Source organism: uncultured Dechloromonas sp., from assembly GCF_945957265.1.
GTDB lineage: Bacteria > Pseudomonadota > Gammaproteobacteria > Burkholderiales > Rhodocyclaceae > Azonexus.
Map to the genome: position 1 here is coordinate 117,562 of NZ_CAMFKO010000002.1, position 24,334 is coordinate 141,895.

22 protein-coding genes and 1 tRNA gene are annotated in these 24,334 nt (G+C 64.7%); 18 read left to right on the plus strand and 5 right to left on the minus strand.

Features of this window, described 5'->3' with window-relative positions:
- Positions 1 to 372 precede the first annotated feature (372 nt).
- The 9 genes from Q0P59_RS01790 to Q0P59_RS01830 all read left to right on the plus strand — a co-directional run bounded on the left by Q0P59_RS01790 (position 373) and on the right by Q0P59_RS01830 (position 10,462).
- Complete coding sequence (locus Q0P59_RS01790; protein WP_295002876.1) at positions 373 to 1,587, plus strand: nitrate/nitrite transporter; 1,215 nt, start codon at positions 373 to 375, stop codon at positions 1,585 to 1,587.
- Positions 1,588 to 1,670: 83 nt separating this feature from the next.
- A complete protein-coding gene (locus tag Q0P59_RS01795) occupies positions 1,671 to 3,359 on the plus strand; it encodes a bifunctional protein-serine/threonine kinase/phosphatase (protein WP_295002878.1) in 1,689 nt (562 codons plus the stop codon).
- A gap of 10 nt (positions 3,360 to 3,369) precedes the next feature.
- Positions 3,370 to 3,753: a CbiX/SirB N-terminal domain-containing protein gene (locus tag Q0P59_RS01800; RefSeq protein ID WP_295002880.1), complete on the plus strand. Its 384-nt coding sequence runs from the start codon at positions 3,370 to 3,372 to the stop codon at positions 3,751 to 3,753.
- 5 nt (positions 3,754 to 3,758) lie between these two features.
- Entirely contained in the window at positions 3,759 to 4,334 is a 576-nt protein-coding gene (locus Q0P59_RS01805) for an ANTAR domain-containing protein (protein ID WP_295002882.1), read from the plus strand.
- Positions 4,335 to 4,723: 389 nt separating this feature from the next.
- Positions 4,724 to 5,905: a CmpA/NrtA family ABC transporter substrate-binding protein gene (locus tag Q0P59_RS01810; protein ID WP_295002884.1), complete on the plus strand. Its 1,182-nt coding sequence runs from the start codon at positions 4,724 to 4,726 to the stop codon at positions 5,903 to 5,905.
- A 67-nt stretch (positions 5,906 to 5,972) separates the two neighbouring features.
- Positions 5,973 to 6,902 (plus strand): nitrate ABC transporter permease, encoded by a 930-nt coding sequence (gene ntrB / locus Q0P59_RS01815; protein ID WP_295002886.1) that lies wholly within the window; start codon positions 5,973 to 5,975, stop codon positions 6,900 to 6,902.
- 11 nt (positions 6,903 to 6,913) lie between these two features.
- Positions 6,914 to 7,714, plus strand: a complete 801-nt coding sequence (locus Q0P59_RS01820) for an ABC transporter ATP-binding protein (RefSeq protein WP_295002888.1) — start codon at positions 6,914 to 6,916, stop codon at positions 7,712 to 7,714.
- Positions 7,715 to 7,860: 146 nt separating this feature from the next.
- The gene (locus Q0P59_RS01825; protein WP_295002890.1) at positions 7,861 to 9,801 is read left to right on the plus strand and encodes a type IV pili methyl-accepting chemotaxis transducer N-terminal domain-containing protein; all 1,941 of its coding nucleotides are present in this window, start codon (positions 7,861 to 7,863) and stop codon (positions 9,799 to 9,801) included.
- 1 nt (position 9,802) lies between these two features.
- A complete protein-coding gene (locus Q0P59_RS01830) occupies positions 9,803 to 10,462 on the plus strand; it encodes a response regulator transcription factor (protein WP_295002892.1) in 660 nt (219 codons plus the stop codon).
- A gap of 37 nt (positions 10,463 to 10,499) precedes the next feature.
- On the opposite strand, the gene Q0P59_RS01835 is transcribed toward Q0P59_RS01830, so the two are convergent.
- The 3 genes from Q0P59_RS01835 to Q0P59_RS01845 form a co-directional block, all read right to left on the minus strand.
- A complete protein-coding gene (locus Q0P59_RS01835) occupies positions 10,500 to 10,769 on the minus strand; it encodes a hypothetical protein (protein WP_295002894.1) in 270 nt (89 codons plus the stop codon).
- A gap of 141 nt (positions 10,770 to 10,910) precedes the next feature.
- Positions 10,911 to 11,687: a spermidine synthase gene (locus Q0P59_RS01840; RefSeq protein ID WP_295002896.1), complete on the minus strand. Its 777-nt coding sequence runs from the start codon at positions 11,685 to 11,687 to the stop codon at positions 10,911 to 10,913.
- A gap of 18 nt (positions 11,688 to 11,705) precedes the next feature.
- Positions 11,706 to 11,780, minus strand: a tRNA-Arg gene (locus tag Q0P59_RS01845).
- Between the two features lie 128 nt (positions 11,781 to 11,908).
- On the opposite strand from Q0P59_RS01845, the gene Q0P59_RS01850 reads away from it, so the two are divergent.
- Together Q0P59_RS01850 and Q0P59_RS01855 are read left to right on the plus strand one after the other, a co-directional pair.
- Entirely contained in the window at positions 11,909 to 13,906 is a 1,998-nt protein-coding gene (locus Q0P59_RS01850) for a Cache 3/Cache 2 fusion domain-containing protein (RefSeq protein WP_295002898.1), read from the plus strand.
- Between the two features lie 72 nt (positions 13,907 to 13,978).
- Positions 13,979 to 15,895 carry an ATP-binding cassette domain-containing protein gene (locus Q0P59_RS01855; protein WP_295002901.1) on the plus strand — a complete coding sequence of 639 codons (1,917 nt, stop codon included), beginning with the start codon at positions 13,979 to 13,981 and terminating at the stop codon, positions 15,893 to 15,895.
- A gap of 6 nt (positions 15,896 to 15,901) precedes the next feature.
- On the opposite strand, the gene Q0P59_RS01860 is transcribed toward Q0P59_RS01855, so the two are convergent.
- On the minus strand, positions 15,902 to 16,762 hold the full coding sequence (locus tag Q0P59_RS01860; protein ID WP_295002903.1) for an HDOD domain-containing protein: 861 nt from the start codon (positions 16,760 to 16,762) through the stop codon (positions 15,902 to 15,904).
- A 119-nt stretch (positions 16,763 to 16,881) separates the two neighbouring features.
- Between Q0P59_RS01860 and Q0P59_RS01865 the strand changes: the two genes are divergently transcribed.
- Positions 16,882 to 17,526 carry an MBL fold metallo-hydrolase gene (locus Q0P59_RS01865; protein ID WP_295003194.1) on the plus strand — a complete coding sequence of 215 codons (645 nt, stop codon included), beginning with the start codon at positions 16,882 to 16,884 and terminating at the stop codon, positions 17,524 to 17,526.
- Here the strand turns inward: Q0P59_RS01865 and Q0P59_RS01870 are convergent, their stop codons facing one another.
- A complete protein-coding gene (locus Q0P59_RS01870) occupies positions 17,527 to 18,705 on the minus strand; it encodes an HDOD domain-containing protein (RefSeq protein WP_295002906.1) in 1,179 nt (392 codons plus the stop codon). It lies immediately after the preceding gene.
- A gap of 116 nt (positions 18,706 to 18,821) precedes the next feature.
- On the opposite strand from Q0P59_RS01870, the gene Q0P59_RS01875 reads away from it, so the two are divergent.
- The 6 genes from Q0P59_RS01875 (at position 18,822) to Q0P59_RS01900 (ending at position 24,275) form a co-directional block, all read left to right on the plus strand.
- Positions 18,822 to 19,439, plus strand: a complete 618-nt coding sequence (locus tag Q0P59_RS01875) for a DNA-3-methyladenine glycosylase (RefSeq protein WP_295002909.1) — start codon at positions 18,822 to 18,824, stop codon at positions 19,437 to 19,439.
- Between the two features lie 59 nt (positions 19,440 to 19,498).
- On the plus strand, positions 19,499 to 20,467 hold the full coding sequence (locus Q0P59_RS01880) for an acetyl-CoA carboxylase carboxyltransferase subunit alpha (RefSeq protein WP_295002910.1): 969 nt from the start codon (positions 19,499 to 19,501) through the stop codon (positions 20,465 to 20,467).
- A complete protein-coding gene (tilS, locus tag Q0P59_RS01885) occupies positions 20,436 to 21,407 on the plus strand; it encodes a tRNA lysidine(34) synthetase TilS (RefSeq protein WP_295002912.1) in 972 nt (323 codons plus the stop codon). The genes Q0P59_RS01880 and tilS overlap by 32 nt, the downstream gene beginning before the upstream one ends.
- A 79-nt stretch (positions 21,408 to 21,486) precedes the next feature.
- Entirely contained in the window at positions 21,487 to 22,365 is an 879-nt protein-coding gene (gene dapA / locus Q0P59_RS01890) for a 4-hydroxy-tetrahydrodipicolinate synthase (RefSeq protein WP_295002915.1), read from the plus strand.
- 18 nt (positions 22,366 to 22,383) lie between these two features.
- Positions 22,384 to 23,511 (plus strand): outer membrane protein assembly factor BamC, encoded by a 1,128-nt coding sequence (bamC, locus tag Q0P59_RS01895; RefSeq protein WP_295002917.1) that lies wholly within the window; start codon positions 22,384 to 22,386, stop codon positions 23,509 to 23,511.
- Positions 23,508 to 24,275 (plus strand): MBL fold metallo-hydrolase, encoded by a 768-nt coding sequence (locus Q0P59_RS01900; protein WP_295002919.1) that lies wholly within the window; start codon positions 23,508 to 23,510, stop codon positions 24,273 to 24,275. The genes bamC and Q0P59_RS01900 overlap by 4 nt, the downstream gene beginning before the upstream one ends.
- The last annotated feature ends 59 nt before the right edge of the window (positions 24,276 to 24,334 follow it).

Consider the following 24,334-nt stretch of genomic DNA (forward strand, 5'->3'; position numbering starts at 1 on the left):
TTCTTCGGGAAATGGCCCGTTTTCTTGAGATATCTCAATTCCAGTGAAAAAAGTTGTCTTTTGTGCCGCTTCACCGGCCCGGGACGGGGTGGAACACGCATGGAAATGAGCGGCAGGCCTGGCGGGTTTTTTCGGCAGATGCCCGCACCGTAATGGCGATGCGCGCCTTGTTTTGGTGCGCTCCACTTGGGTGCCTGTCTCGGTTTTCGATAGAAATCAGTTGCTTGCGCTTGTGGCATGCGACTTGCGATGGATGTTGCATCGCAGCGATCCGACCGCCAACGGGGGCGGGTTCATGGCAACGATGTCATGCGCTGAAACAAGCTTTCCCCTTTAACAACCGCTCCCGCGGTCCATCCAGGAAACTGCCCCATGGACAAGAAATCATTCCTGCAAGCCGGCCACACGCCCACGTTGCTGGCCGCCTTTCTCTACTTCGACCTCGCCTTCATGGTGTGGGTGCTGCTCGGCCCGCTCGGGGTCGGCATCGCCAAGGATCTCGGCCTGTCGCACGCCGAAAAGGGCCTGATGGTGGCGACGCCGGTGCTGGCCGGCGCCTTGCTGCGCATCGTCATGGGTATCCTGGTCGACCGCCTGTCGCCCAAGAAGGCGGCCATCATCGGCCAGGTCATCGTGATCGGCGCCATGCTCTACGCCTGGCTGGTCGGCGTGCATAGCTACGCCGAAGTGCTTGTCCTCGGCATCTTCCTCGGCGTCGCCGGCTCGTCGTTCGCCGCCGCGCTGCCGCTCGCCTCGCGCTGGTATCCGGCCGAGCACCAGGGCACGGCGATGGGCATCGCCGGCGCCGGCAACTCGGGCACCGCGCTGGCCGCGCTGTTCGCGCCGGGCCTGGCCGCCGCATTCGGGTGGACCAACGTCTTCGGCATCGTGCTGATCCCGCTGGTCATCGTGCTCATCGCCTTCGTCTTCATGGCCAAGGACGCGCCGGATGCGCCGCCGCCGAAGACCCTGGCCGAGTACCTGAAGGTGCTCAAGGACAAGGATGCCTGGTGGTTCATGTTCTTCTACTCGGTGACCTTCGGCGGTTTCGTCGGCCTGGCTTCCTCGCTGGTCATCTACTTCAACACCCAGTATGGCCTCGATCCGAAGACCGCCGGTTTCTTCACCGCCGGCTGCGTCTTCGCCGGTTCGCTGGTGCGCCCGATCGGCGGCAACGTGGCCGACCGCATCGGCGGCGTCAAGTCGCTGACCGTGATGTACGTCTTTGCCGCGATCTTCCTGGCCATCGTCAGCTTCGGCCTGCCGGAAGCCTGGATGGCGCTGGTCGTCTTCGTCTGTGCCATGCTCGCGCTGGGCATGGGCAACGGAGCGGTGTTCCAGCTGGTGCCGCAGCGCTTCAAGAAGGAAATCGGCGTCATGACCGGCCTGGTCGGCATGGCCGGCGGCGTCGGCGGCTTCTACCTGGCTTCCAGCCTGGGTTACGCCCGCCAGATGACGGGCAGCTACCAGGCCGGTTTCCTGATCTTCGCCGGCCTCGCCGTGCTCGCCCTGGTCGGCCTGACCGGCGTCAAGACCCGGTGGCGCACCACCTGGGGCGCCAGCCACCTGACCACCGCCAAGATCTGAGAGGCAGCTGTTAGGATCGAGGGCCGAGGATCGAGCAAAAACCCGCTCACTCGATCCTCGACTCCAAATCCTGGATTCTAAAAATGCCCCTGCAAATTGCCGTTGGACACGCTTCACTGACCGGGCCGCGCGAGCGGAACGAGGATTATTGCGGGGTGGCCACGCCGGAAGGCCTGGAGCTCGAAAACAAGGGCGTCATTGCCGCCGTGGCCGACGGCATCGGCGGCCACAAGGGCGGGCGCGAGGCGGCGGAATACACGGTGCGCGGCCTGCTCGCCGACTACTTCGCGACGCCGGATACCTGGAGCATCCCGCGCGCCGTCGAAACCGTCACCACGGCGCTCAACCGCTGGGTGATCGCCGAAGGCAGCCGCAATGCCGAACTGGCCGGCATGGCCACCACGCTGTCGGCGGTGGTGCTGCGCGGCCGGCGCTTCTATACGGCGCACATCGGCGATTCGCGCATCTATCGCCTGCAGGACGGGCTGCTGCATCAGCTGACGGTCGATCACACCTGGGAACACCCGGAGCTGAACAACGTGCTGTCGCGGGCCATCGGCCTCGATCCGCGCGTGCTGATGGATTTCGCCGACGGCGAACTGGCGCTGCACGACCGCTTCCTGCTCGTTTCCGACGGCGTCTGGGGCGTGCTGCCCGACGCCCTGATGGCCGATGTGTTGCTCGATCACCCTGAGCCGCAGGCGGCGGCCGCGGCCTTGACCAGCCTGGCCATCGCCAATGGCGGCCACGACAATGCCTCGGCCGTGGTGGTCGACGTGCTGGCGCTGCCGCCGGCCAGCCTGCGCGACAGCCTGGAGGGGGCGGCCAGCCTGCCGTTGCCCGGCCGCCTCAAGCCGGGCCACGAACTCGACGGCCTGGTCGTCGAGGAGGTGCTGCACGATTCGCGCGAAACGCTGCTCTACCGGGTACGCAATCCGCGCAACGGCCAGCAGCTGGTGCTGAAGACCCTGCAGCCGGCGATGGTGGGCGACCCCGAGGCAACCGCCGCCCTGCTGATGGAGGAGTGGCGGGCCAGGCGCGTGGTGTCGCCGTTCTTCCCGCAGGTGCTGCCGGCCGATCAGCGCAGTTGCCTGTACTACCTGATGACCTGGCATCCCGGCGCGACGCTGCAGGCGCGCTTGGATGGCGACCAGCATTTCCCGGTGGGCGAGGTGGTGCGCCTGGGGATCGCGCTGCTCAAGGCGATTGCCGCCTTGCACCGGCTCGACATCGTGCATCGCGACATCAAGACCGACAACGTGCACCTCGGGCAGGACGGCGTGCTGCGCATCCTCGACCTGGGGGTCGCCGTCAGCCTGGCCGAACGCAAGGCGGGCGATCCGATCGGACAGGCCGGCACGCCCTCCTACATGGCGCCGGAGCTGTTCGCCAACCCGGAGCCGGCCTTCGGCCACGACCTCTATGCGGCCGGCGTCAGCCTGTATCACCTGCTGACCCGCAAGTATCCCTACGGCGAGATCGAGCCCTTCCAGACGCCGAGCTTCGGCGAGCCGGCCCGCCCGACGCGCTGGCGGCCGGAAATTCCCGGCTGGCTGGAGAACATCCTGCTCAAGGCGGTGGCCCGGGAGGCGAAGGACCGCTTCGAAACCGCCGAGGAGTTCATCCTGGCGCTGGAGCGGGGGGCGGCGCGGCCGATCGCGGCGCCGGGACGCCAGGCGCTGATCCAGCGCAACCCGCTCAAGCTGTGGAAAACGGTCGCCGCGGTATCGTTGGCGATCAATTTTGTGTTGCTGCTGATCCTGTTGCGGTAAAGTCCGCGACATGAACACTGCCCTCATCCTCTTTGCCCACGGCGCCCGCGATCCCGAGTGGGCCGATCCGATGCGCCGGGTCCAGGCGGCCGTTCGCCAGCTGCAGCCGGCGACCCGGGTCGAGCTGGCCTTCCTGGAGTTCATTGCGCCGACCCTGGGCGACTGCATCGCCGGCCTGATCGGCGACGGCGTGGAGAAAATCGTGGTGATGCCGATGTTCATCGCCCGGGGCGGTCACCTCAAGCGCGACGTGCCGGACCTGCTGGCCGCCTTGCGGCTTGCCCATCCCGGCGTCGAGTTCGTGCTGGGCGATGCCATCGGCGCCCATGAGTCCGTCGTCCAGGCCATGGCAGCGGCGGCCCTGGCGGAGGCTGGCCTGCAACTTGCTGAGTAAGCGGCATGCTTACCGTACTCGTCATCGATGAATCCAGGGCCCGGGCCGGCGAAATCTGCGCCGGGCTGGCCCTTGCCGGCTATCAGGTCGCCGCCATCCTGGCCGGCGCCGACAACCTGACGGCCGAAGTCGAAAAACTTCAGCCCGACGTCATCCTGATCGACACCGACTCGCCCAGCCGCGACACGCTGGAAAACCTGGCCGCCATGAACAAGGACATGCCGCGCCCGGTCGTCATCTTTACCCAGGAAGACGGCCAGGAAACCATCCGCGATGCCGTCAAGGCGGGCGTTTCGGCGTATATCGTCGATGGCCTCGACCCGAAGCGCATCAAGCCCATCGTCGAGGTGGCGCGGGCGCGTTTCGAGGATACCCAGGCGCTGCGCCGCGAACTGGATGAAATCTCCCAGAAGCTGTCCGACCGCAAACTGGTCGACAAGGCCAAGGGCGTGCTGATGAAGGCGCGCGGCCTCGACGAGGATGCGGCCTACCACGCCATGCGCAAGCTGGCGATGGAGCGCGGCCAGACCATGGCCAGGGTGGCGCGCGACGTCATCGACATGGCGCGGGTGCTGCTCTAAGGCAGTGCGGCATTTTGGCTTGCTGCACTGCAATAGTGCATGGCGCCGCCAAGGCGCCGATCAAAAATCCGCCAGCCAAGTCACTGAAAACAAACTAGATATTTTTGACTAGTTCTAAATAACTAGGCCTGGCACGGCCATTGCAATAGTCCTTTTAAAAGCCCGGTCAATGGCGATCGGGCGAGAACCGGAAGGTCCGGTTCAAGGACAAGGGCGTCCATCCATGCTGCCGATCGGCGGTACGGATGCGACGCCCGTTTTGTTTTTCGATTCGAGTAATCAAGGAGCAAGCAATGGAAGAGAAGAAACTGGCCCCGCTGGATGCCGTCGCTGGCAAACCGTCTCTGTCACGTCGTGATTTCGTTTCAACTGCCCTGGGAGCCTCTCTGATGGCCATGGTCCCCCCCGGCGTTCGCAGCGGTGCCTGGGCCGCTGGTTCCGACGCCCCCGAAAAGAAGGAAGTCCGCATCGGCTTCATCCCGCTGACCGATTGCGCTTCCGTCGTCATGGCGTCGGTCATGAAGTTCGACGAGAAGTACGGCATCAAGATCATCCCGACCAAGGAGGCTTCCTGGGCCGCCGTGCGCGACAAGATGGTCAACGGCGAAATCGATGCCGCCCACGTGCTCTACGGCCTGATCTACGGCGTGCAGATGGGCGTCGGCGGCCCCAAGAAGGACATGGCCAGCCTGATGACCCTGAACACCAACGGCCAGGCCATCACGCTGTCCAACCAGATGAAGGACAAGGGCGCCATCGACGGCCCCAGCCTGGCCAAGCTGATCGCCAAGAAGGAGAAGGAATACACCTTCGCCCAGACCTTCCCGACCGGCACCCACGCCATGTGGCTGTACTACTGGCTGGCGGCACAGGGCGTCAATCCGCTCAAGGACGTCAAGACCATCACCGTGCCGCCGCCGCAGATGGTCGCCAACATGCGCGTCGGCAACATGGACGGCTACTGCGTCGGCGAGCCGTGGAACAACCGCGCGATCATGGACAACATCGGCTTTACCGCGACGACGACGCAGGACATCTGGACCGACCACCCGGAAAAGGTGCTCGGCACCACCGCCGAGTGGGTGCAGAAGAACCCGAACACCGCGCGTGCCGTGGTCGCCGCCATCCTCGACGCCGGCAAGTGGATCGACGCCTCGCTGGCCAACAAGCAGAAGACGGCCGAGACCATCGCCAGCAAGGCCTACGTCAACACCGACACCGAGGTCATCGTGGCGCGCATGCTCGGCCGCTACCAGAACGGCCTGGGCAAGAGCTGGGACGACAAGAACCACATGAAGTTCTTCAACGACGGCGCGGTGAACTTCCCCTACCTCTCCGACGGCATGTGGTTCATGACCCAGCACAAGCGCTGGGGCCTGCTCAAGGACCATCCGAACTACCTCGAGGTGGCAAAGAAGGTCAACCGCATCGACATCTACAAGCAGGGCGCCGCCGCCGCCGGCGTCGCGCTGCCCAAGAGCGAGATGCGCTCGAGCAAGCTGATCGACGGCGTGGTCTGGGATGGCAAGGACCCGGCCAAGTATGCCGACGGTTTCAAGGTCAAGGCTTGAGATGCCTGCCCGCCATGCCCGGCCAGCCCGGGCGTGGCGGCGGAAATGAATGCTTGAGGAGAAAACCATGAGCGCAATGACGATGAGCAACGAGTACCGCGCGGAAAATCCCGCCGAACTCGCCATAAACAGCAAACCGGTCGCCGCCCCCGCTGCAGAGCCGGTCAAGGAAAAGAAAATGGAAAAGACAGCAACCCAGCCGGCCGGCGTGCCGCTCGGCGAGAAAATCGGTGCCTTCTTCCGTGCCGCCCTGCCGCCGCTGCTCGGCCTGCTGGTGCTGATCGGCATCTGGCACGTCGCCACCCACAAGGGCGGCAGCATTCCCGGTCCGGCCCAGGTCTGGGAGGCCGCCGTGGCGCTGTTCTCCGACCCGTTCTACCGCAACGGTCCGAACGACCAGGGCATCGGCTGGAACGTGCTGTCCTCGCTGCAGCGCGTCGCCATCGGCTTCGGCTTCGCCGCGCTGGTCGGCATTCCGCTCGGCTTCATCCTCGGCCGCTCGGCCTTCCTGTCGGCCATGGTCAATCCGATCATCAGCCTGCTCCGTCCGGTGTCGCCGCTGGCCTGGCTGCCCATTGGCCTCCTGGTGTTCAAGAAGGCCGACCCGGCGGCGACCTACACCATCTTCATCTGCTCGATCTGGCCGATGATCATGAACACCGCCCAGGGCGTGCAGCGCGTGCCGCAGGATTACCTCAACGTCGCCCGCGTGCTGGCGCTGTCGGAGTGGAAAATCGTCACCAAGATCCTCTTCCCGGCCGTGCTGCCCTACATGCTGACCGGCATCCGCCTGTCCATCGGCACCGCCTGGCTGGTCATCGTCGCCGCCGAAATGCTCACCGGCGGCGTCGGCATCGGCTTCTGGGTGTGGGACGAATGGAACAACCTGAAGGTCGAGCACATCATCATCGCCATCTTCGTCATCGGCATCGTCGGCTTGATCCTCGAGCAGGCGCTGATCCTGCTGGCCCGGAAACTCACCAAAGAAGCGTCGTAAGGAGCCCCATCATGGAAAAGTTCGTCCGTATCGAGCGTGTCGGCCAGACCTTCGACACCAAGAAAGGCAAGTTCGTCGCCCTGCGCGACATCGACCTCAACATCGCCCAGGGGGAGTTCATCGCCCTGATCGGCCACTCCGGCTGCGGCAAATCCACGCTGCTCAACCTGATCGCCGGCCTGACCAAGCCCACCACCGGCGTGCTGCTCTGCGACGGGCGGGAAATCGCCGGCCCCGGCCCGGAGCGGGCGGTGGTCTTCCAGAACCACAGCCTGCTGCCTTGGCTGACCTGCTTCGAGAACATCTACCTGGCCGTCGAGCGGGTGTTCAGCGCCAAGGAGGGCAAGCCCAAGCTCAAGGCGCGCACCCAGGCCGCCATCGAGCTGGTCGGCCTCGGCCATGCGGCGCACAAGTATCCGCACGAAATCTCCGGCGGCATGAAGCAGCGCGTCGGCATCGCCCGCGCCCTGTCCATGGAACCCAAGGTGCTGCTGATGGACGAGCCTTTCGGCGCGCTCGACGCACTGACCCGCGCCAAGCTGCAGGACGAGCTGATGAAGATCTGCGAGAAGACCAGGGCTACCGTCGTCATGGTCACCCACGATGTCGACGAGGCCGTGCTGCTCTCCGACAAGATCGTGATGATGACCAACGGCCCGGCGGCGACCATCGGCGAGGTGCTCCACGTCGAGCTGCCGCGTCCGCGCGACCGCCTGACGCTGGCGCACGATCCGGCCTACATCGGCTACCGCGCCGCGGTCCTCGAGTTCCTCTACGAAAAGCAGGCGCACGTCGAAAAAGAAGCGGCCTGAGCGCGATCTCTTCCATCGTCGCTGCGCTCTCTCCACGGCGACTTTTGCCCACCGGTAAAATGGTGGGCTTTTTTCTTGATCCATCCCTTTGCGTTTACCCCACGGCGGCGCTATGGTTCGAAGGTTTTGAATACGGACATTGATTGATGCTGGCCAATTCGGGCAAGCTTTCGCGCAAGATCGTCGGCATGCTGGTGGTGTTCTTCGCCGTCGCCACCGTCGCCATCGGCCTCACCCTGCTCATTTCCTGGCAACTGGAAGGCGTTGCCGCGGCCATCAACGACGCCGGCAGCCAGCGCATGCGCAGCTATCGCATCGGCCACCTGATGGCGCGCGGGCTGGAGGTCAAGGCGCAGGAGGCGCAAATTGCCGGCGCCCTGGGCGACGAGCTGGAGCGTTTCGAGAAGGTGCTACGCGACCTGCAGCTGGGCGACCCGGCGCGTCCCCTGGCGCAACCGAGAAATCGCGAGGTCCAGGCGCGACTGTCCGAGGTCGGCGAGGCCTGGCAGGCGACCGTTCGTCCCCTGGTCGCCAGCTATCTGGCGAGTGACCGCGCGGAGCGGGAGCGGATTACCGACCGTTTCGACCAGGAACTCGAAGCTTTCGTCAGCGGCATCAACGAGCTGGTGCTCGCCATGGAGCGCAGCTATGCCTACGACACCAATTTCCTGCGCAGCGTCCAGGCCGCGCTGGTGTTGTTCGCCATCCTCGGCACCGTCCTGCTGATCCGCTACTTCGACCGCCTGGTCATCCGGCCGGTGGGCATCCTGCATGCCGGCATGCAGCGCATGACCGGCAACGACCTGACGGTTCGCGTGCCGGTGGCCAGCGACGACGAGCTGGGCGCGCTGGCCGGCGGCTTCAACCAGATGGCGGAGCATCTGGAGACCGTCCATGATTCGCTGGAGCATCGCGTCGAAGCCGAAACCAGCCGTCTGGCGCAGCGCAATCGCGAACTGGGCATCCTCTACGGCATGACCACCTTCCTGACCGAGCCGGCGCCGCTGGAAGCCTTGTGCGAAGGCTTTCTCGAGCGCATCAAGACGACCCTGGGCGCCGATGCGGGCGCGGTGCGGCTGTACCTGCCGCAAACCGAAAAGCTTTACCTGATGACCCACGACGGCCTGTCGGCGGAGTTCGTCGCCAGCGAAGGGCAGATCAATTGCGGCGACTGCCTGTGCGGCGACGTGTTCCAGACCAGCCAGGCGGCGGCCTTCGCGACGGCCAATCCGCCGGAGAGCATGCGCCTGCGCACCTGCATCCGCGAGGGATTCGCGACGGCCACCGCCTTCAGCATCCTGTGCGACAAGCAGCGCATCGGGGTCTACAACCTTTATTTCCGCCGGCCGCAGGCCTTGTCGGAGCAGGAGATGCACCTGCTCGAGACGCTCGGCCACCACCTCGGCGTGGCGATCGAGAACCAGCGCCTGAAGTCGCGCGAAAAGGAGCTCGCGGTGTCCGAGGAGCGCAACCTGCTGGCGCAGGAACTGCACGACTCCATCGCCCAGGGCCTGGCATTCCTCAATATCCAGGTGCAGTTGCTGCAGGATTCGCTGCGCAAGGGGCGCGCCGACGAGGCGATGCAGACCGCCGGGCAGCTGCGCGAAGGGGTGCAGGAAAGCTACGACGACGTACGCGAGTTGCTGGTCCATTTCCGGACCCGGGTGCATCAGTCCGACCTCGATTCGGCGATCAACGCCGCGCTGGAAAAGTTCGAGGGGCAGACCGGGATCAGGACCGCATTCGACCGGCGCGGGGCGATGGTCCCGATGGCGCCGACCGACGAGATCCAGATCATGCATATCGTGCAGGAATCGTTGTCCAACATTCGCAAGCACGCCAAGGCCAGCCAGGTTCGCGTCGTGGTCGACCAGGACATGGCGCGCAGCCGGATCACGATCCAGGACGACGGCGTCGGCTTCGATCCGCAAACCGATCCGAATTGCCTGTCGGACCGCCATGTCGGCTTGAAGATCATGCGCGAGCGCGCGCACCGCATTGGCGCCGAATGTCAGGTAGCATCACAACCGGGGGCGGGGGCCTGCGTAACCCTCAGCCTGCCGAAAGAAAACAGGGAGACAGTCTGAAATGAGCGAGAAGATCCGGGTATTGCTGGTCGATGACCATACCTTGTTCCGTAGTGGCATCAAGTCGCTGTTGCAGCGCAACGACGCCTTCGAGGTCGTCGGCGAGGCCGGCGACGGGCTGGAAGGCATCAAGCGGGTGCGTTCCCTGAAGCCGGACGTGGCGCTGCTCGACCTGCACATGCCCGGCGTCTCCGGGCTCGAGGCGGTCAAGGTCATCAGCGAGGAAATGCCCGACGTCCATGTGCTGATGCTGACCGTCTCCGAGGATGCGCAGGACCTGATGGATGCGCTGCGCGCCGGCGCCAGCGGTTACCTGCTCAAGAACATCGAGACTGATACGCTGATCGACGCCATTCGCAAGGCGGCGCAAGGGGAGTCCGTCGTTTCTCAGCAGATGACGGCCAAGCTGATCCAGGGGGTGCGCAATCCCCCCAAGGCCGACGCGTCGCAGGTCGAGCGCGACCGCTTTTCACCGCGCGAGCGCGATATCCTGGCTGCGCTGGCCCAGGGCGAAAGCAACAAGGAAATCGCCCGCAAGCTTGACCTGGCCGAAAGCACGGTCAAGATTCATGTCCAGAACATCTTCAAGAAGCTGAACATGAGCAGCCGCGTCCAGGTGGCGCTCTACGCCGTCGAAAACGGCTACGGACACGGCCGCTGAGCGGCCAGTTTTCCTGCGCGCCGCGCGGGCGCGCCTCTCAGTGGCAGGATGGCAGCGGATGCGAGCGCTGCAGGTGCTGGTAGGATTCGGCCAGATCCTGGAGATGTAGCATGTCGCCACGATCGTAGGCGTTGCGCATGTTTTCCAGGAACATCACATGCAGCTGGCAGACGCCTTCGGGCGTGCATAGCAGCACTTCGCTGATCTCGGCGGCAATGGTCATGGGAACATGCTCGTGCTCGGCGATGGCCTCGATCTCGCCACGGTCGAGATCGCAATAGTCCAGCACATCCTGAATAGACAGCATGGGCACCTCCTTCAATGCGGAATAAGAAGTCAGGGTTTTTGCCTGCTTGTTATTGGTGTAAGCCGCCTTGTCGTTGTTATGGGTGGAGTGCCTGTTCTCTTTATAGCCCAGAAATTCTTCAAAATAAAGAAATAGGGGAAATCAAAAGCACAAACGCCCTTCTGGCAATGGATTTGATAATTGCAGGCGGGTCAGCGTCGGCAGCAGGTCGAGGCGCGTATCCTTCTTGAGCTGCGTCGCGGCGGCGCGCATCTCGTCCAGCGACACGTCGACCGGGTCGCCGCCGGTGGCGAAGGCGATGGTGTTGCCGCTGTCGCACGACGGAAAAACGGCGAGGCGCCCGTCGAATGCCTGTTTCAGGCGTTCGACGCTGGCCGCGAAGGTCTTGTCGCGGCCGAGGAGATTGACGGCCAGGATGCCTTTTTGACCGAGGCGGGCGCGGCAGGCCTGGTAGAACGGCAAGGTGTCCAGCGGGCCGGTGCGCGCCTCCGGGTCGAAGCCATCGACCAGGATGTAGTCGAAGCTGCTCGTGCCGCCGAGCATGTAGTCGGCGCCGCAGCCAATCACCACGTCGAGCCGTTGCGGATCGACCGGCAGCCGGAAATACTGGCTGGCGATGAATTCGACCTGCGGGTTGATCTCGATGGCGGTGATCCGGCAGTTCGGCAGATTGCGATGGATGAACTTGGCCAGCGAGCCGGCGCCCAGGCCAACCAGCAGGGCGGTTTTCGGCCAGTTGGCGGCGGGGCGGAGCAGCAGGCCGGCCATCATCTCGCGGGTGTAGGCCAGTTCCAGCGACCACGGGCGGGCGATGCGCATGGCGCCCTGCACCCAGTCAGAGCCGAAGTGCAGGTAGCGCACGCCGTCTTCTTCGCTGATATCTACGGGGTGGCGGGGTGTTTTTCCGGATTTCCGCATGGCGTGGCGCTTTTGAAGTGGCGTCCCCACCCGGAATCGAACCAGGAACTGCTCCTTAGGAGGGAGCCGTTATATCCATTTAACTATGGAGACGCGTCGAAGGTGCGCATTGTACCGGTGCCGGGGGCAATGTGATAGATTGGTCCGCAACAATACAAAAGGGAAGGCTGGGAGACATGATGACCGCTTTCGCAAGGCGTCCGATAGCACAGCAGCTGATCATGGCGACGATCGCCGCGCTGGTCGTTGTCTTTTCCGCATTGACGCTGATCGTCCAGAACAAGGCGGATAGCGCGGCCATCGCGGTGACCGAGCGCAACCTGGAAAACGAGGCCAGGCTGATGGCCGGGACCCTGGATGCGCTCTACGACGCGGTCAAGGTTCGCGGCGACGCCGAGGCGCAGTTCTTCCTCAAGTATGCCGGCGCGCAGCCGGAGGCGAGTGTCGGGCAGGTCAGGACCGGCGATGTCGATTTGCCGGCGATCCGGCTCGGCAACGAGGTGCTCAACGGCAACGATCGGGTCCTCAAGGCTTTTCGCGACCTGACGGGGAGCGAGGCGGCTTTCCTGATGATTCGCGACAACAAGGTCTATCGGCTGGCGACCCTGTTGAAGGACAAGGACGGCAAGCCCATGAACGGGGTGCCGATTGCCGATGGCGACCCGGTTGCCAAGGCCTTGCTGGCCGGCGAAAACTATCAGGGCCTGGCCATTCGCGGCGGCAAATATAACTTCAGCACCGTCCGGCAGATCAAGAGCGCGGACGGCAAGCCCTGGCTGGCCTATTCGGTGCGTATTTCCCTCGACCGGGAGCTCAAGCGCATTCGCGACCAGTTCGGGGCTATCGTCGCCGGCAAGACGGGCTACGTCTATATCGCCCGGCCCACCGACGAAAAGGGGATCGGCGAGTTCGTGATGCATCCCAAGTTCCAGGAGAAACAGATCGGCGAACTCGATATCCCGGAAACGACCAAGAACGTGCTGCGGCAGGTGCTGGCGAACAAGAACGGCGTGTTCCGCTACCCATTCGCCGATAGCGCCGGCGTGACGCGCGACAAGATCGTCGTCGCGGCGACCTCGACGGCATGGGGATGGACCGTGGCGACCGGCAGCTGGCTGGACGAATACCTCGAGGAAAGCCATGCCTTGCGCAACGCCCTGGTGATCGCCAGCGTCCTGGCCGCCCTGCTGCTGGCGGCCATGATCTTCGTGCTGGTCAGCACCCGCCTGCGCCTGTTGAAACAGATGGTCCAGGAAGTCGAGCGCATGGCCGGCGGCGACCTGCGCACCGTCGTCCAGGGCGCCGAGCCGGGCAGCCGCAACGAGGTGCATGTCATCGGCCAGGCCTTCAACCACATGGCGAACAGCATGCGTGCGCTGGTGCAGGGCGTTTCCGCGACCTCGGCACAGGTCGGCTCGGCGGCCAACGAGCTGCAACAGGCCGCCAGTGCAGGCCGCGAGTCGTCGGCGCAGGCCTCGTCCTCGGCGTCGGGCATCGCCGCCTCGGTCGAGGAGCTGTCGGTCAGCGTCACGCAGGTCGCCGACAATGCCAACCATGCCGCCCGGATATCGGAGGAGGCCAAGGTGGTCACCGCGTCCGGCCGCGATGTCGTCTATCGCACCATGGGCGAACTGGAACGCGTGGCAACGGACATCACCGAGTCGGCAGCCTTGATCGAGTCCCTGGGCGAGCGCTCGAAGCAGATTTCGAACGTCGTCGGCGTCATCCGGGAGATCGCCGATCAGACCAACCTGCTGGCGCTCAATGCGGCGATCGAGGCGGCGCGGGCCGGCGAGCAGGGCCGGGGTTTCGCGGTGGTGGCCGACGAAGTGCGCAAGCTCGCTGAACGCACCTCGCTGTCCACACAGGAGATCGCCACCACCGTGTCGGCCATCCTCGACGAGACCGGGCGTGCCGTCGGCCGTATGCAGGAGTTGAGCGCCAACATGAGCGGCAGCGTCGACATGGCCCGCGAGGCCGGGGATTCCCTCGAAGCCATTGACCAGCGCGCCCAGGAGACGGTCGACGTCGTGCATGGCATTGCCGACAGCGCCCGGGAGCAAAGCGCGGCCAGCCAGGAGATTGCGCGCCTGGTCGAGACCATTGCCCAGGCGGCGGCGGGCAGCAGCAACCGGGCCGTGCTCAACAGCGAGCGGGCGCAGAACCTCTTGCGCCTGGCGGCCGAGCTGCAGGCACAGTTGTCGCGCTTCAACACCTGATCGTCCCGCAGGCTGTAAAATTGCCTTCTTCCCAACGCGGCGCCCTGCGGGGCGCCGTTTTCATTGCGACTCATGCCCTACCTCAAACTCTCCGACGCCTGCCTTGCCTACGGCCACGTGCCGCTTCTCGACCATGCCGATTTCCAGCTCGATCCCGGCGAACGGGTGGCCCTGATCGGCCGCAACGGCACCGGCAAATCCTCCCTGCTGGCAGCGATGGCGGCCGGCTCGGGCAAGGGGCGGCTGGATGACGGCGAGGTCTGGGTGCAGCCCGGCATCCGGGTCGGCTACGTGCCGCAGGAGCCGCCCTTCGATCCGCAGATGAACGTTTTCCAGGCGGTCGTTTCCGGCATGGGCGAGACCTCGACATTGCTCGCCGAGTACCACGCGGTGTCGCATCAGCTGGCCGACGGGCAGGGCGATCACGATGCCTTGCTGGCCCGCATGGACACCCTGCAGCACGAGCTGGAAGCCCGCGGCGCCTGGGCCTACGAGGCGCAGGCCGAGCGCGTCATCGACCGTTTTGGCCTCGATCCCGAAGCGAGCGTCGGTTCCTTGTCCGGCGGCCAGAAGAAACGCCTGGCACTGGCCCAGGCGCTGGCCGTCGCGCCGGAAGTCCTGCTCCTCGACGAGCCGACCAACCATCTCGACATCGCCGCCATCGAATGGCTGGAGAACCTGCTCATCGAAAGCGGCGTCAGCCTGTTCTTCATCACCCACGACCGTTCCTTCCTCGACCGCGTGTGCACGCGCATCGTCGAACTCGACCGCGGCAAGCTGGCCAGCTTCCCCGGCAGTTTCACGCAGTACCAGCAGCGCAAGGAGGCCATGCTGCACGAGGAGTCGCTGGCCAATGCCCGCGCCGACAAGCTGCTCAAGGAAGAGGAGGTATGGATCCGCAAGGGCGTCGAGGCCCGGCGCACGCGCGCCGTCTTCCGCGTCCAGCGCCTCGACCGCTTGCGCGCCGAACGCCAGGCGCGGCGCGAGCGGATGGGCAAGGTCAACCTGCAGCTGGATGCCGGCGACAAGAGCGGCAAGCTGGTCGCCGAACTGGAGCACGTCGATAAGGCCTTTGGCGCGCGGCAGATCGTCCGCGACTTTTCGTCGCGCATCCAGCGCGGCGACAAAATCGGCCTGATCGGCCCCAACGGTGCCGGCAAGACGACGCTGCTGCGCCTGATCCTCGGCGAGCTGCAGCCGGATTCCGGCATCGTCCGCCAGGGCACGAAGATGGAAATCGCCTACTTCGACCAGTTCCGCACCCAGCTCAATCCGGACTCGACGCTGGCCGACGTGATTTCCCCGGGGTCGGACTACGTCGAGATCGGCGGCGCGCGCAAGCATGTCATCGGCTACCTCGAGGATTTCCTGTTCGCCCCGGAGCGCGCCCGTTCGCCGGTCAGCTCGCTGTCCGGCGGCGAGCGCAACCGCCTGCTGCTCGCCCGCCTGTTCGCCAAGCCGGCCAACGTGCTGGTTCTCGACGAACCGACCAACGACCTCGACATCGAAACCCTCGAACTGCTCGAGGAACTGCTGCAGAACTACGATGGCACGCTGTTCCTGGTCAGCCACGACCGGACCTTCCTCGACAACGTGGTGACCCAAACCATCGCCGCCGAGGGCGAGGGGCGCTGGCACGAGTATGCCGGCGGTTACAGCGACTGGGCGGCGTACAAGGCCGGCGTGGCGAAGGATGCGGCCAAGGCCCGGTCCGACGCGAAGCCGGCGGCCAAGGCTGCCGAGCCGGTCAAGCCGAAGGGCGACAAGCTGTCCTGGAAGGAACAGCGGGAGCTCGAGGCGCTGCCGGGAAAAATCGCGGCGCTGGAAGGCGAGCAGGCCGATCTGACCAAACGCCTAGAGGATCCTTCGATTTACCAGACCGATCCGCAAGCCGCGAAGCTGGCCGCCGAGCGCCTGGCCGCCATCGATGACGAATTGATGCTGCTGCTGGAGCGCTGGGAGGCGCTGGAGTCGCGCGTCGGTGGTTGAGGCAGCTTAGCGCTCCTCGTTCTGCCCGTCGGCTTCCCTGGCCGGCAGGGGCTCCAGGCCGAGGCGCTGGCGCACGGCTTCCGGCGAGATATTGAGCAACTGCCCGATATCCTTGTAGTCGTCGGGCAGGGCCGGATTGTCCCAGCCATGGGACGAGTGGCGAGCCAGGCGTACCGCCAGGGTCGCGTTGCGGACCCGTGCCTGCTCGGCGTTGTCGTCGTCGATCAGGGTCTGGAGCAGCGGCGGCAGGTGCCAGACGCGGCAAAGTTCGCGCTGGATTTCCAGGAAGGTGAAACCGAGGATTTGCTTCTGCGCATCGGCGCTGCGCATGCCGGGGTTCGCCTTCACCAGTTCCTGGATGCGCACGCCGAGTTTCGGGGCGGTGCACCACACCAGCATTTCGGCCAGGTCGTGGAGCAGCGCCGCGACCCGAACCTCCTCCATGTTGATGTCCTGCCGCCAGATGGCCCATTCCTGGGCGTAGTCGGCCGCCCGCTGGGCGCGGCGGATGATCTGGAGCACGCCGAGAAGCGCTTGCGGGCCGGCTTCCTTGACTTGCTCCTCGATGGTGAACAGTTCGCTGAAGCGATTGAAGAAGGGTTCTATGCCGGCCATCATCACCGCGCTGGCGATGGTCGTGATGTCCCTTTGCAGGGAGCGTCCGCGCATCGGCTGGATGAAGGCCAGCACGCGCACGGTCATGATCGGGTCCTGCAGGACCAGATGCGCCAGTTCCCGGACGTCGACGCGGTCGAGATCGGCGCGCATCTCCTCCAGCCGGCGCTTGGTGACGCGAAGGATGGGTAGCCCGTTATTGCTGAACAGCAGGGTCCAGGAGTCAATGTCGGGTAGCGCGTGGTCAAGCATTGTCTGTCGGCTTTCGAAGGGCGGTTCCGTGCTGGCAGGGGGGAGTGTAAGGTGGCTGGCTATGCCGGGCAAGGGTGGCGGCATGCCATAATGCTGCTCCGCCCCAACATTCCCGAATCATCATGCGCTACCAAGTCGTCCCGGTTACCCCGTTCGAGCAGAATTGCACCATTTTCTGGTGCGAGAAAACCCGTCAGGCCGTCGTCATCGATCCGGGCGGCGATATCGAGCGTATCCAGCGCGTGCTGAAAGACGAACAGCTGACGCTGGCCAAGGTGCTGGTCACCCACGGGCATATCGACCATGCCGGCGGCGTGGCCGCCCTGGTCGAACAGACCGGCGTACCGATCGAAGGGCCGCATGAAGAGGATCGTTTCTGGATCGAGGGCATGCCGCAGCAGAGCAAGATGTTCGGTTTCCCCAACGTGCGCAGCTTCGAGCCGACGCGCTGGTTGAAGGGGGGCGACAAGGTCGTTTTTGGCGAGGTCGAGCTGGATGTCTTGCACTGTCCGGGCCATACGCCGGGCCACGTGGTCTTCTTCCATGCGCCGAGCCGTCTGGCGCAGGTCGGCGACGTGCTGTTCCAGGGCTCCATCGGCCGGACGGATTTCCCGCGCGGCGACTACGACACCCTGATCGGCTCGATCAAGGGGCAGCTTTTCCCGCTCGGCGACGATGTCGCGTTCATTCCCGGCCACGGCCCGATGTCCACCTTTGGCGAGGAACGCCAGTTCAATCCCTTCCTGTCCGGGCGCTTCGGCTGATCAGTTTGCCGGGCGGATCTTGGCGGCCCAGCCGATGGCGGTGAGCTGGGCGTCCAGGTAGGTTTCCGGCGATATGCCCAGGGCCTCGAGTTTGGCGGCGGCCGGGCCCAGTTCGCGTTTGTCCCCGTCGCAAACCGCGCTCAGGAGTTCGCCGAACGGTCCCGTATGATCGTTCAGCGCCTGTCGCGCCGGCTCCGGCAGGGGCAGCTGGTTCAGGATGTCGGACATCGGCATGTTGAGCAGCACGTCGAGCAGCGAGAAGGTGCCGATCATGAATGCCATGTCTTCCGGGTTTTCGAGCCCCGGGTCGAGCGGCAGTCGCGCGCTCAACAGTTCGATGAGACGGCCGCGCGCGGCCGCTTTCGGGAGCAGCGGGGTCGGGTGCTGGCCATTGTTGGGGTCGGAATAGACCAGAAGCTGCAACCAGCGTTGCAGTTGCCGGCGTCCCAGCAGGTTGATCGCCTGGCCGAAGCTGGTGATCGGGCTGCGCGGCGACATGGCGGCCGAATTGACCAGCCGGAGCAGGCTGTACGAGAGCTTGGATTCCTCGCGGAAGATGTCTTCCAGGTCGCTGGTGCTGGCGTCGCCCTCGATCAGGCCCAGCAGCTTGAGCAGCTTGAGCTTGGTCATGTCGGCCTTGCCCGGCGCGGCGGAGCGGGCCAGCAGGTACTCTCCGGTCGAGAAGCTGCAGGCATTGGCCTGGGCCCACTCGCGATCGTTCTGGGTTTGCAGCCCGGTGATGCCGATCATGGTCCGGCTGGCCATGCCCAGCAGGTTGTAGGGCGGCAGGCTGCGGGCGTGGCTGGCGTCGATGAGCAGGTAGTCCCAGGTGCCGCTCGCCGGGAGCTTGATGTTCGGGCAGGCGGCCAGGGCGAGTTTGCGGCTTGCTTTGCGCAGCTGGCTTTCGAGTGCGCTCAGTGTTTCCTGTTTGTCCGGCGAAATGTCGGCGGAAAACACGACCACCGCGCGCTCTCCCTGGTCTTGCAGGGCACCGCAATTGCTCTCGGCGGGAAAGAACCAGGGCAGGCGCCGGTCGAATTCGTCAAATTGCGACGCATGGGCCAGTTGCGAAAGCAGTTCCGGGCTGCGCGTGCCGTTGGGAAGTTCGGCAAGGAAGGCGGCCCAGCCGTCGTCTGAACCCAGCATCGGGTGGATGAAGACGTAAGGCAAATTGTTCATGGCGCATGCTCGTCATTGTTTTTGACAATACTAACAAACCGATGCCTTTCCGTGTTCGATGTCGGCATAAATATGCGATCCGGAAAGCGGGCGTTGTGCCAACGTATAATCGCCCCATGACTCCACCCTACTGGACGCAGGCCGCCGGGGAACTGGCGGCGAACGATCCGCTCATGGCCGAGCTGGTAAAACGTTATCGAGGCGCTTCGCTGGCGTCTCGCGGCGACCCGTTTTCCACCCTGGCGCGCTCCATCGTCGGGCAGCAGATTTCGGTCAAGGCGGCCGACACCGTGTGGGCCCGCTTTGTCGAACGGGTGGGGGAGATCACGCCACGGCAGCTCGCCCAGGTGGGCGAGGAGGGGCTGGCGGGTTGCGGCTTGTCGCAACGCAAAATCGAGTATGTGAGCGATCTGGCCCGGCACTTTCTCAGCGGCCGGTTGAGTCCCGCGCATTGGGCGGACCTGGACGACGAGGCGATCATCGCGGAACTGGTCGGCGTGCGCGGCATCGGCAGGTGGACCGCCGAAATGTTCCTGATCTTCAACCTGATGCGCCCGGATGTGTTTCCGGTTGACGATATCGGCCTGCAACGTGCCGTCTTCGAGCGCTATTTCGACGGTGCGAAGCAGCCTCGGCGACTCCTCGCGGAATACGGGGATCGCTGGCGCCCGTGGCGTTCGGTGGCTACCTGGTATTTGTGGCGCAGCCTCGACCCGCTCCCGGTGGCGTACTGAAACGTTGGCGGCCGTACCTTTGGGGTAAAATGCGCCGCAACTTAGCAAACGAGCAGTCCATGAAAACTAGTTTCCTCGACTTCGAGCAATCCATTGCCGACCTTGAAGCCAAGATCGAAGAGTTGCGCTTTGTGCAGGATGACTCCGCTGTCGATATCTCCGAAGAAATCGACCGTCTGCAAAGCAAAAGCGCCCAACTGACCAAGGATATCTACGCCAAGCTGACGCCGTGGCAGATTTCGCAGGTGGCCCGCCATCCGCAACGTCCCTATACCCTCGACTATCTGTCGCTGATCTTTACCGACTTCGAAGAGTTGCACGGTGACCGCGCGTTCGCCGACGATCACGCCATTGTCGGTGGCCTGGCGCGTTTCAACGGCCAGCCGGTTATGGTCATCGGTCACCAGAAGGGCCGCGATACCAAGGAAAAGATTTACCGCAACTTCGGCATGCCCCGCCCGGAAGGCTATCGCAAGGCCCTGCGCCTGATGAAGCTGGCCGAAAAATTCGGCATCCCGGTGATGACTTTCGTCGACACGCCGGGCGCCTACCCCGGCATCGACGCCGAGGAGCGCGGCCAGTCCGAGGCCATTGGCCGCAACCTGTACGTGATGGCCGAACTCAAGGTGCCGGTCATCGTCACCATCATCGGCGAAGGCGGTTCCGGCGGCGCGCTGGCGATTGCCGTCGGCGATACCGTGCAGATGCTGCAATATTCGACCTATTCGGTCATTTCGCCGGAAGGTTGCGCGTCCATTCTCTGGAAGAGCGCCGAAAAGGCGCCCGAAGCGGCCGAAACCATGGGCATCACGGCGCAGCGCCTGAAAACCCTGGGCCTGGTCGACAAGGTGGTCAATGAGCCGCTGGGCGGCGCCCACCGCGATCATGCTGTCATGGCGCAGAACCTCAAGAAGGCCCTGCAGGATGCGCTGAAGCAGCTTTCCGGGCTGTCCACCGGCGAATTGCTGGAGGCGCGCTACGAGCGGCTGATGAGCTATGGCCGCTTCAAGGAACAGCCGGTCGGCTGACCTGCCCAAGCGGGTCGGTAGCTTTCTCGCCGCCCGCCTCGCCCCGGATGCCCCGCTTGCGGTGGGGCTGTCCGGCGGCTGCGATTCCGTCGTCCTGCTTCACCTTCTCGTCCGCTCGGGCTGGAAGGGCGAGCTGCAAGCCATCCATGTGCATCACGGCTTGTCTCCCAATGCCGATGACTGGGCGGCCTTTTGCGGCGACTATTGCCGCAGCCTGGGGGTGCCGCTCGTCGTTCGCCGCGTATCGGTCGATGGCGCCTCCGGCCTCGGGATCGAGGCGGCTGCCCGCAATGCCCGTTATGCGGCCTTCTCGGAAGTGGCCCGGGGCTGCCTGTTGCTGGCCCACCACCGCGGCGACCAGGCGGAAACCGTGTTGTTCAATTTGCTGCGCGGGAGCGGCGTGAATGGCGCGGCCGGCATTCCGGTTGCGCGGAGATCGGGCGGTGTCGATCTGCTCAGGCCGCTGCTCGATGTCTCCAGGGACGAAATCGAGGCCTATGCCTGCGCTGCCGGCTTGTCCTGGGTGACCGACGAAAGCAATGCCGATACGGCATTGACCCGCAATTATCTGCGGCACGACGCGCTGGTCGGCCTGGGGCGGAGATTTCCGGCGGCCGAGTCCTCGCTGGCCCGGGCCGCGGCCAATTTCGCGGAAGCCGCGGAATTGCTCGACGAGCTGGCCGAGCTGGATTGGCGACAGGTCAGCGACGGTGAGGCGGCCACGATGGCCGGCTTGCGCCAGTTGAGCGTCCCGCGGCTGAAGAATCTGCTGCGCCACCGCCTGCGCAGCCTGGGCTGGCAGGTTCCTGTCGCCAGCCGTCTCGACGAATTCGCCCGGCAGCTCCTCGCCGCCGCACCCGACCGTCATCCGGAGCTCGTGCTCGGCGCGGGCGTGATGCGGGTAGCGAACCGGCGGCTGCACTGGTCGTTAAGAAAATAACAATCTGTTACCAAGCGCCTTTCCGCGGCGAATGGCCTTCAGTTACAATCAAAGAATTACTTTATTCATATAACAGGCCATGATTACCGGATCCATTGTCGCCATCGTTACGCCCATGCATGAGGATGGCAGCCTCGATTTGAACGCCTTCCGCAAGCTGCTCGACTTCCACGTGCAGGAAGGCACCGACGCCGTCGTCGTCGTCGGCACGACCGGCGAATCGCCGACCGTCAACGTCGAGGAGCATTGCGAACTGATCAAAGTGGCGGTCGAGCACATCGCCGGCCGTATCCCGGTCATCGCCGGCACCGGCGGCAATTCGACGGCGGAAGCGATCGAGCTCACGGAATTTGCCAAGAAGGCCGGCGCCGACATGTCGCTGTCCGTGGTGCCTTACTACAATCGCCCGACCCAGGAAGGCATGTATCGCCATTTCAAGGCGATTGCCGAAGCGGTCGAGCTGCCGATCCTGCTCTACAACGTGCCCGGCCGCACCGTGGCCGACATGTCCAACGACACCATCCTGCGCCTGGCGCAGGTGCCGGGTATCGTCGGCGTCAAGGACGCCACCGGCAACCTGGACCGTGCCTGCGACCTGATCGCCCGTGCACCGAAGGAATTCGGCCTGTACACCGGCGACGACATGACGGCCGTGGCGACCATCGCCCTCGGTTTCCATGGCGACATCTCGGTGACCGCCAACGTTGCGCCGCGCCTGATGCACGAAATGTGCGTTGCCGCCCGCAATGGCGAGATCGCCAAGGCCCGCGAGATCCATTTCAAGCTGCTCGGCCTGCATCGCGACCTGTTCTGCGAAGCCAACCCGATTCCGGTCAAGTGGGCGGTACACCAGCTCGGCCTGATGCCCAACGGCATCCGCCTGCCCCTGACCACCCTGTCGGAGGCTGCGCAGCCTCGCGTTCTGGCCGCTCTGCGCCAGGCCGGCCTGATCGCCTGACCCCGGAGTACAAGAAACATGAATCGTCGGCTTTCCGGCCTCGCTCTTTCCCTGCTTGCCGTTGCGCTGGCCGGGTGCAGCATTCTTCCCGACTCCCGCAAGATCGAATACAAGTCCGCCGGCAAGGCGCCGACGCTCGAAGTGCCGCCCGATCTGACGCAGGTCACCCGCGACGACAAGTACCTGGTGCCCGATGCCGCCGGCAAGGGCAGCGCCACTTTCTCGGCTTACAGTGCGGATCGCACGCCGCAGGCGCAGGCGCAGAACTCGACTGTCCTGCCGCAGGTCGACAAGGTGCGTGTCGAGCGCTCCGGCAACCAGCGCTGGCTGGTCGTGACGGCGCCGGCCGACAAGCTGTGGGATACCGTCAAGGATTTCTGGCAGGAAACCGGCTTCATCATCAACGTGGAGCGTCCCGAGGCGGGCGTGATGGAAACCGACTGGGCGGAAAATCGTGCGAAGATCGGCCAGGATTTCATTCGCAATACGCTGGGCCGCCTGCTCGATTCGCTGTACTCGACGGGCGAGCGCGACAAGTTCCGCACCCGCTTCGAACCGGGCGCCACGCCGGGTACCACCGATATCTTCGTGAGCCACCGCGGCATGGAAGAGGTTTATACCTCGTCGGCCAAGGATGAGACGCGCTGGCAGCCGCGGGCGGCTGATCCCGAGCTCGAAGCCGAAATGCTGCGTCGCCTGATGGTTCGTCTCGGTTCGGAAGAGAAGCGCGCCGAAGCGTCGCTGGCCTCGGTCAAGGCCGAACCGCGCGCCAAGCTGGCCAAGTCGGACGATGGCGCCGGCACGCTGGAGGTGCTCGAGCGGTTCGACCGCGCCTGGCGCCGTGTCGGTCTGGCACTGGATCGTGTCGGCTTTACCGTCGAGGATCGCGACCGTTCTCGTGGCCTGTATTTTGTCCGCTACGTCGATCCGGATGCCGACAATCGCAGCAAGAAGGACACTGGCCTGTTGTCCAAGCTGGCTTTCTGGAAGAGCACTCCGCCCGTTAACACGAATGCGCAGTACCGCATTTATGTCAGTGAAGAGGGGCAGCAGAGCGTCGTCAAGGTGCTGTCCGCCGAAGGCGGCACGGACAAGTCGGAAACCGCCAAGAAGATTCTCGGCCTGCTCCTCCAGCAGTTGCAGTGATCCGTTTCGCCTCGCTCGGCAGCGGCAGCGCCGGTAACGCGCTGCTTGTCGAGTCGGGGGAAACCTGTCTGATGCTCGACTGCGGCTTCGGGCTGCGGGAAACCGCCGCCCGCATGCTGCGTCTCGGCAAGCATCCCTCCGATCTGGCCGGTATCGTGGTCACCCATGAGCATGGCGATCATGTGGGCGGCGTCTTCCGCCTGGCCCGCAAGTACGCTCTGCCCATCTGGATGACGCACGGCACCTGGGTGGGATGTCGACAGGATTCGGCCGGCCTGGACCTGCGCATCATCGACAGCCATCAAGCCTTTACGGTCGGCGCTTTCGATGTTCTGCCCTTCCCGGTTCCGCATGATGCGCGCGAACCGGTCCAGTATGTGTTTTCTGTCGGCGAACGGCGCCTGGGTGTGCTGACCGACATCGGCGAGCCGACGGCGCATGTTTGCGCGATGCTATCCGGCTGCGACGGGCTGGTCCTTGAGTTCAACCACGATGCCGAACAGCTGGCCCGTTCGGCCTATCCGCTTTCGCTGAAGCGCCGCATTGCCGGTCGCCTGGGGCATCTGGAAAACGGGGCTGCCGCAGCCCTGCTCGGCCGGATCGATTGTTCACGGCTGCAGCACCTGGTGGCGGCCCACCTGAGCGAGCGGAACAATCAGCCGGAGTTGGTGCGGGGTATTCTCGCCGCGCTGTCCGGCGGTACCTTGGGAAAAATTTCGGTGGCTTCGCAGGAGCAGGGCTTCGATTGGTGTTGCCTGACCTAGCTCGATAAAGCTTCAGGCAACAAAAAACGGGGCCGAGGCCCCGTTTTTTGTTGCTGTGC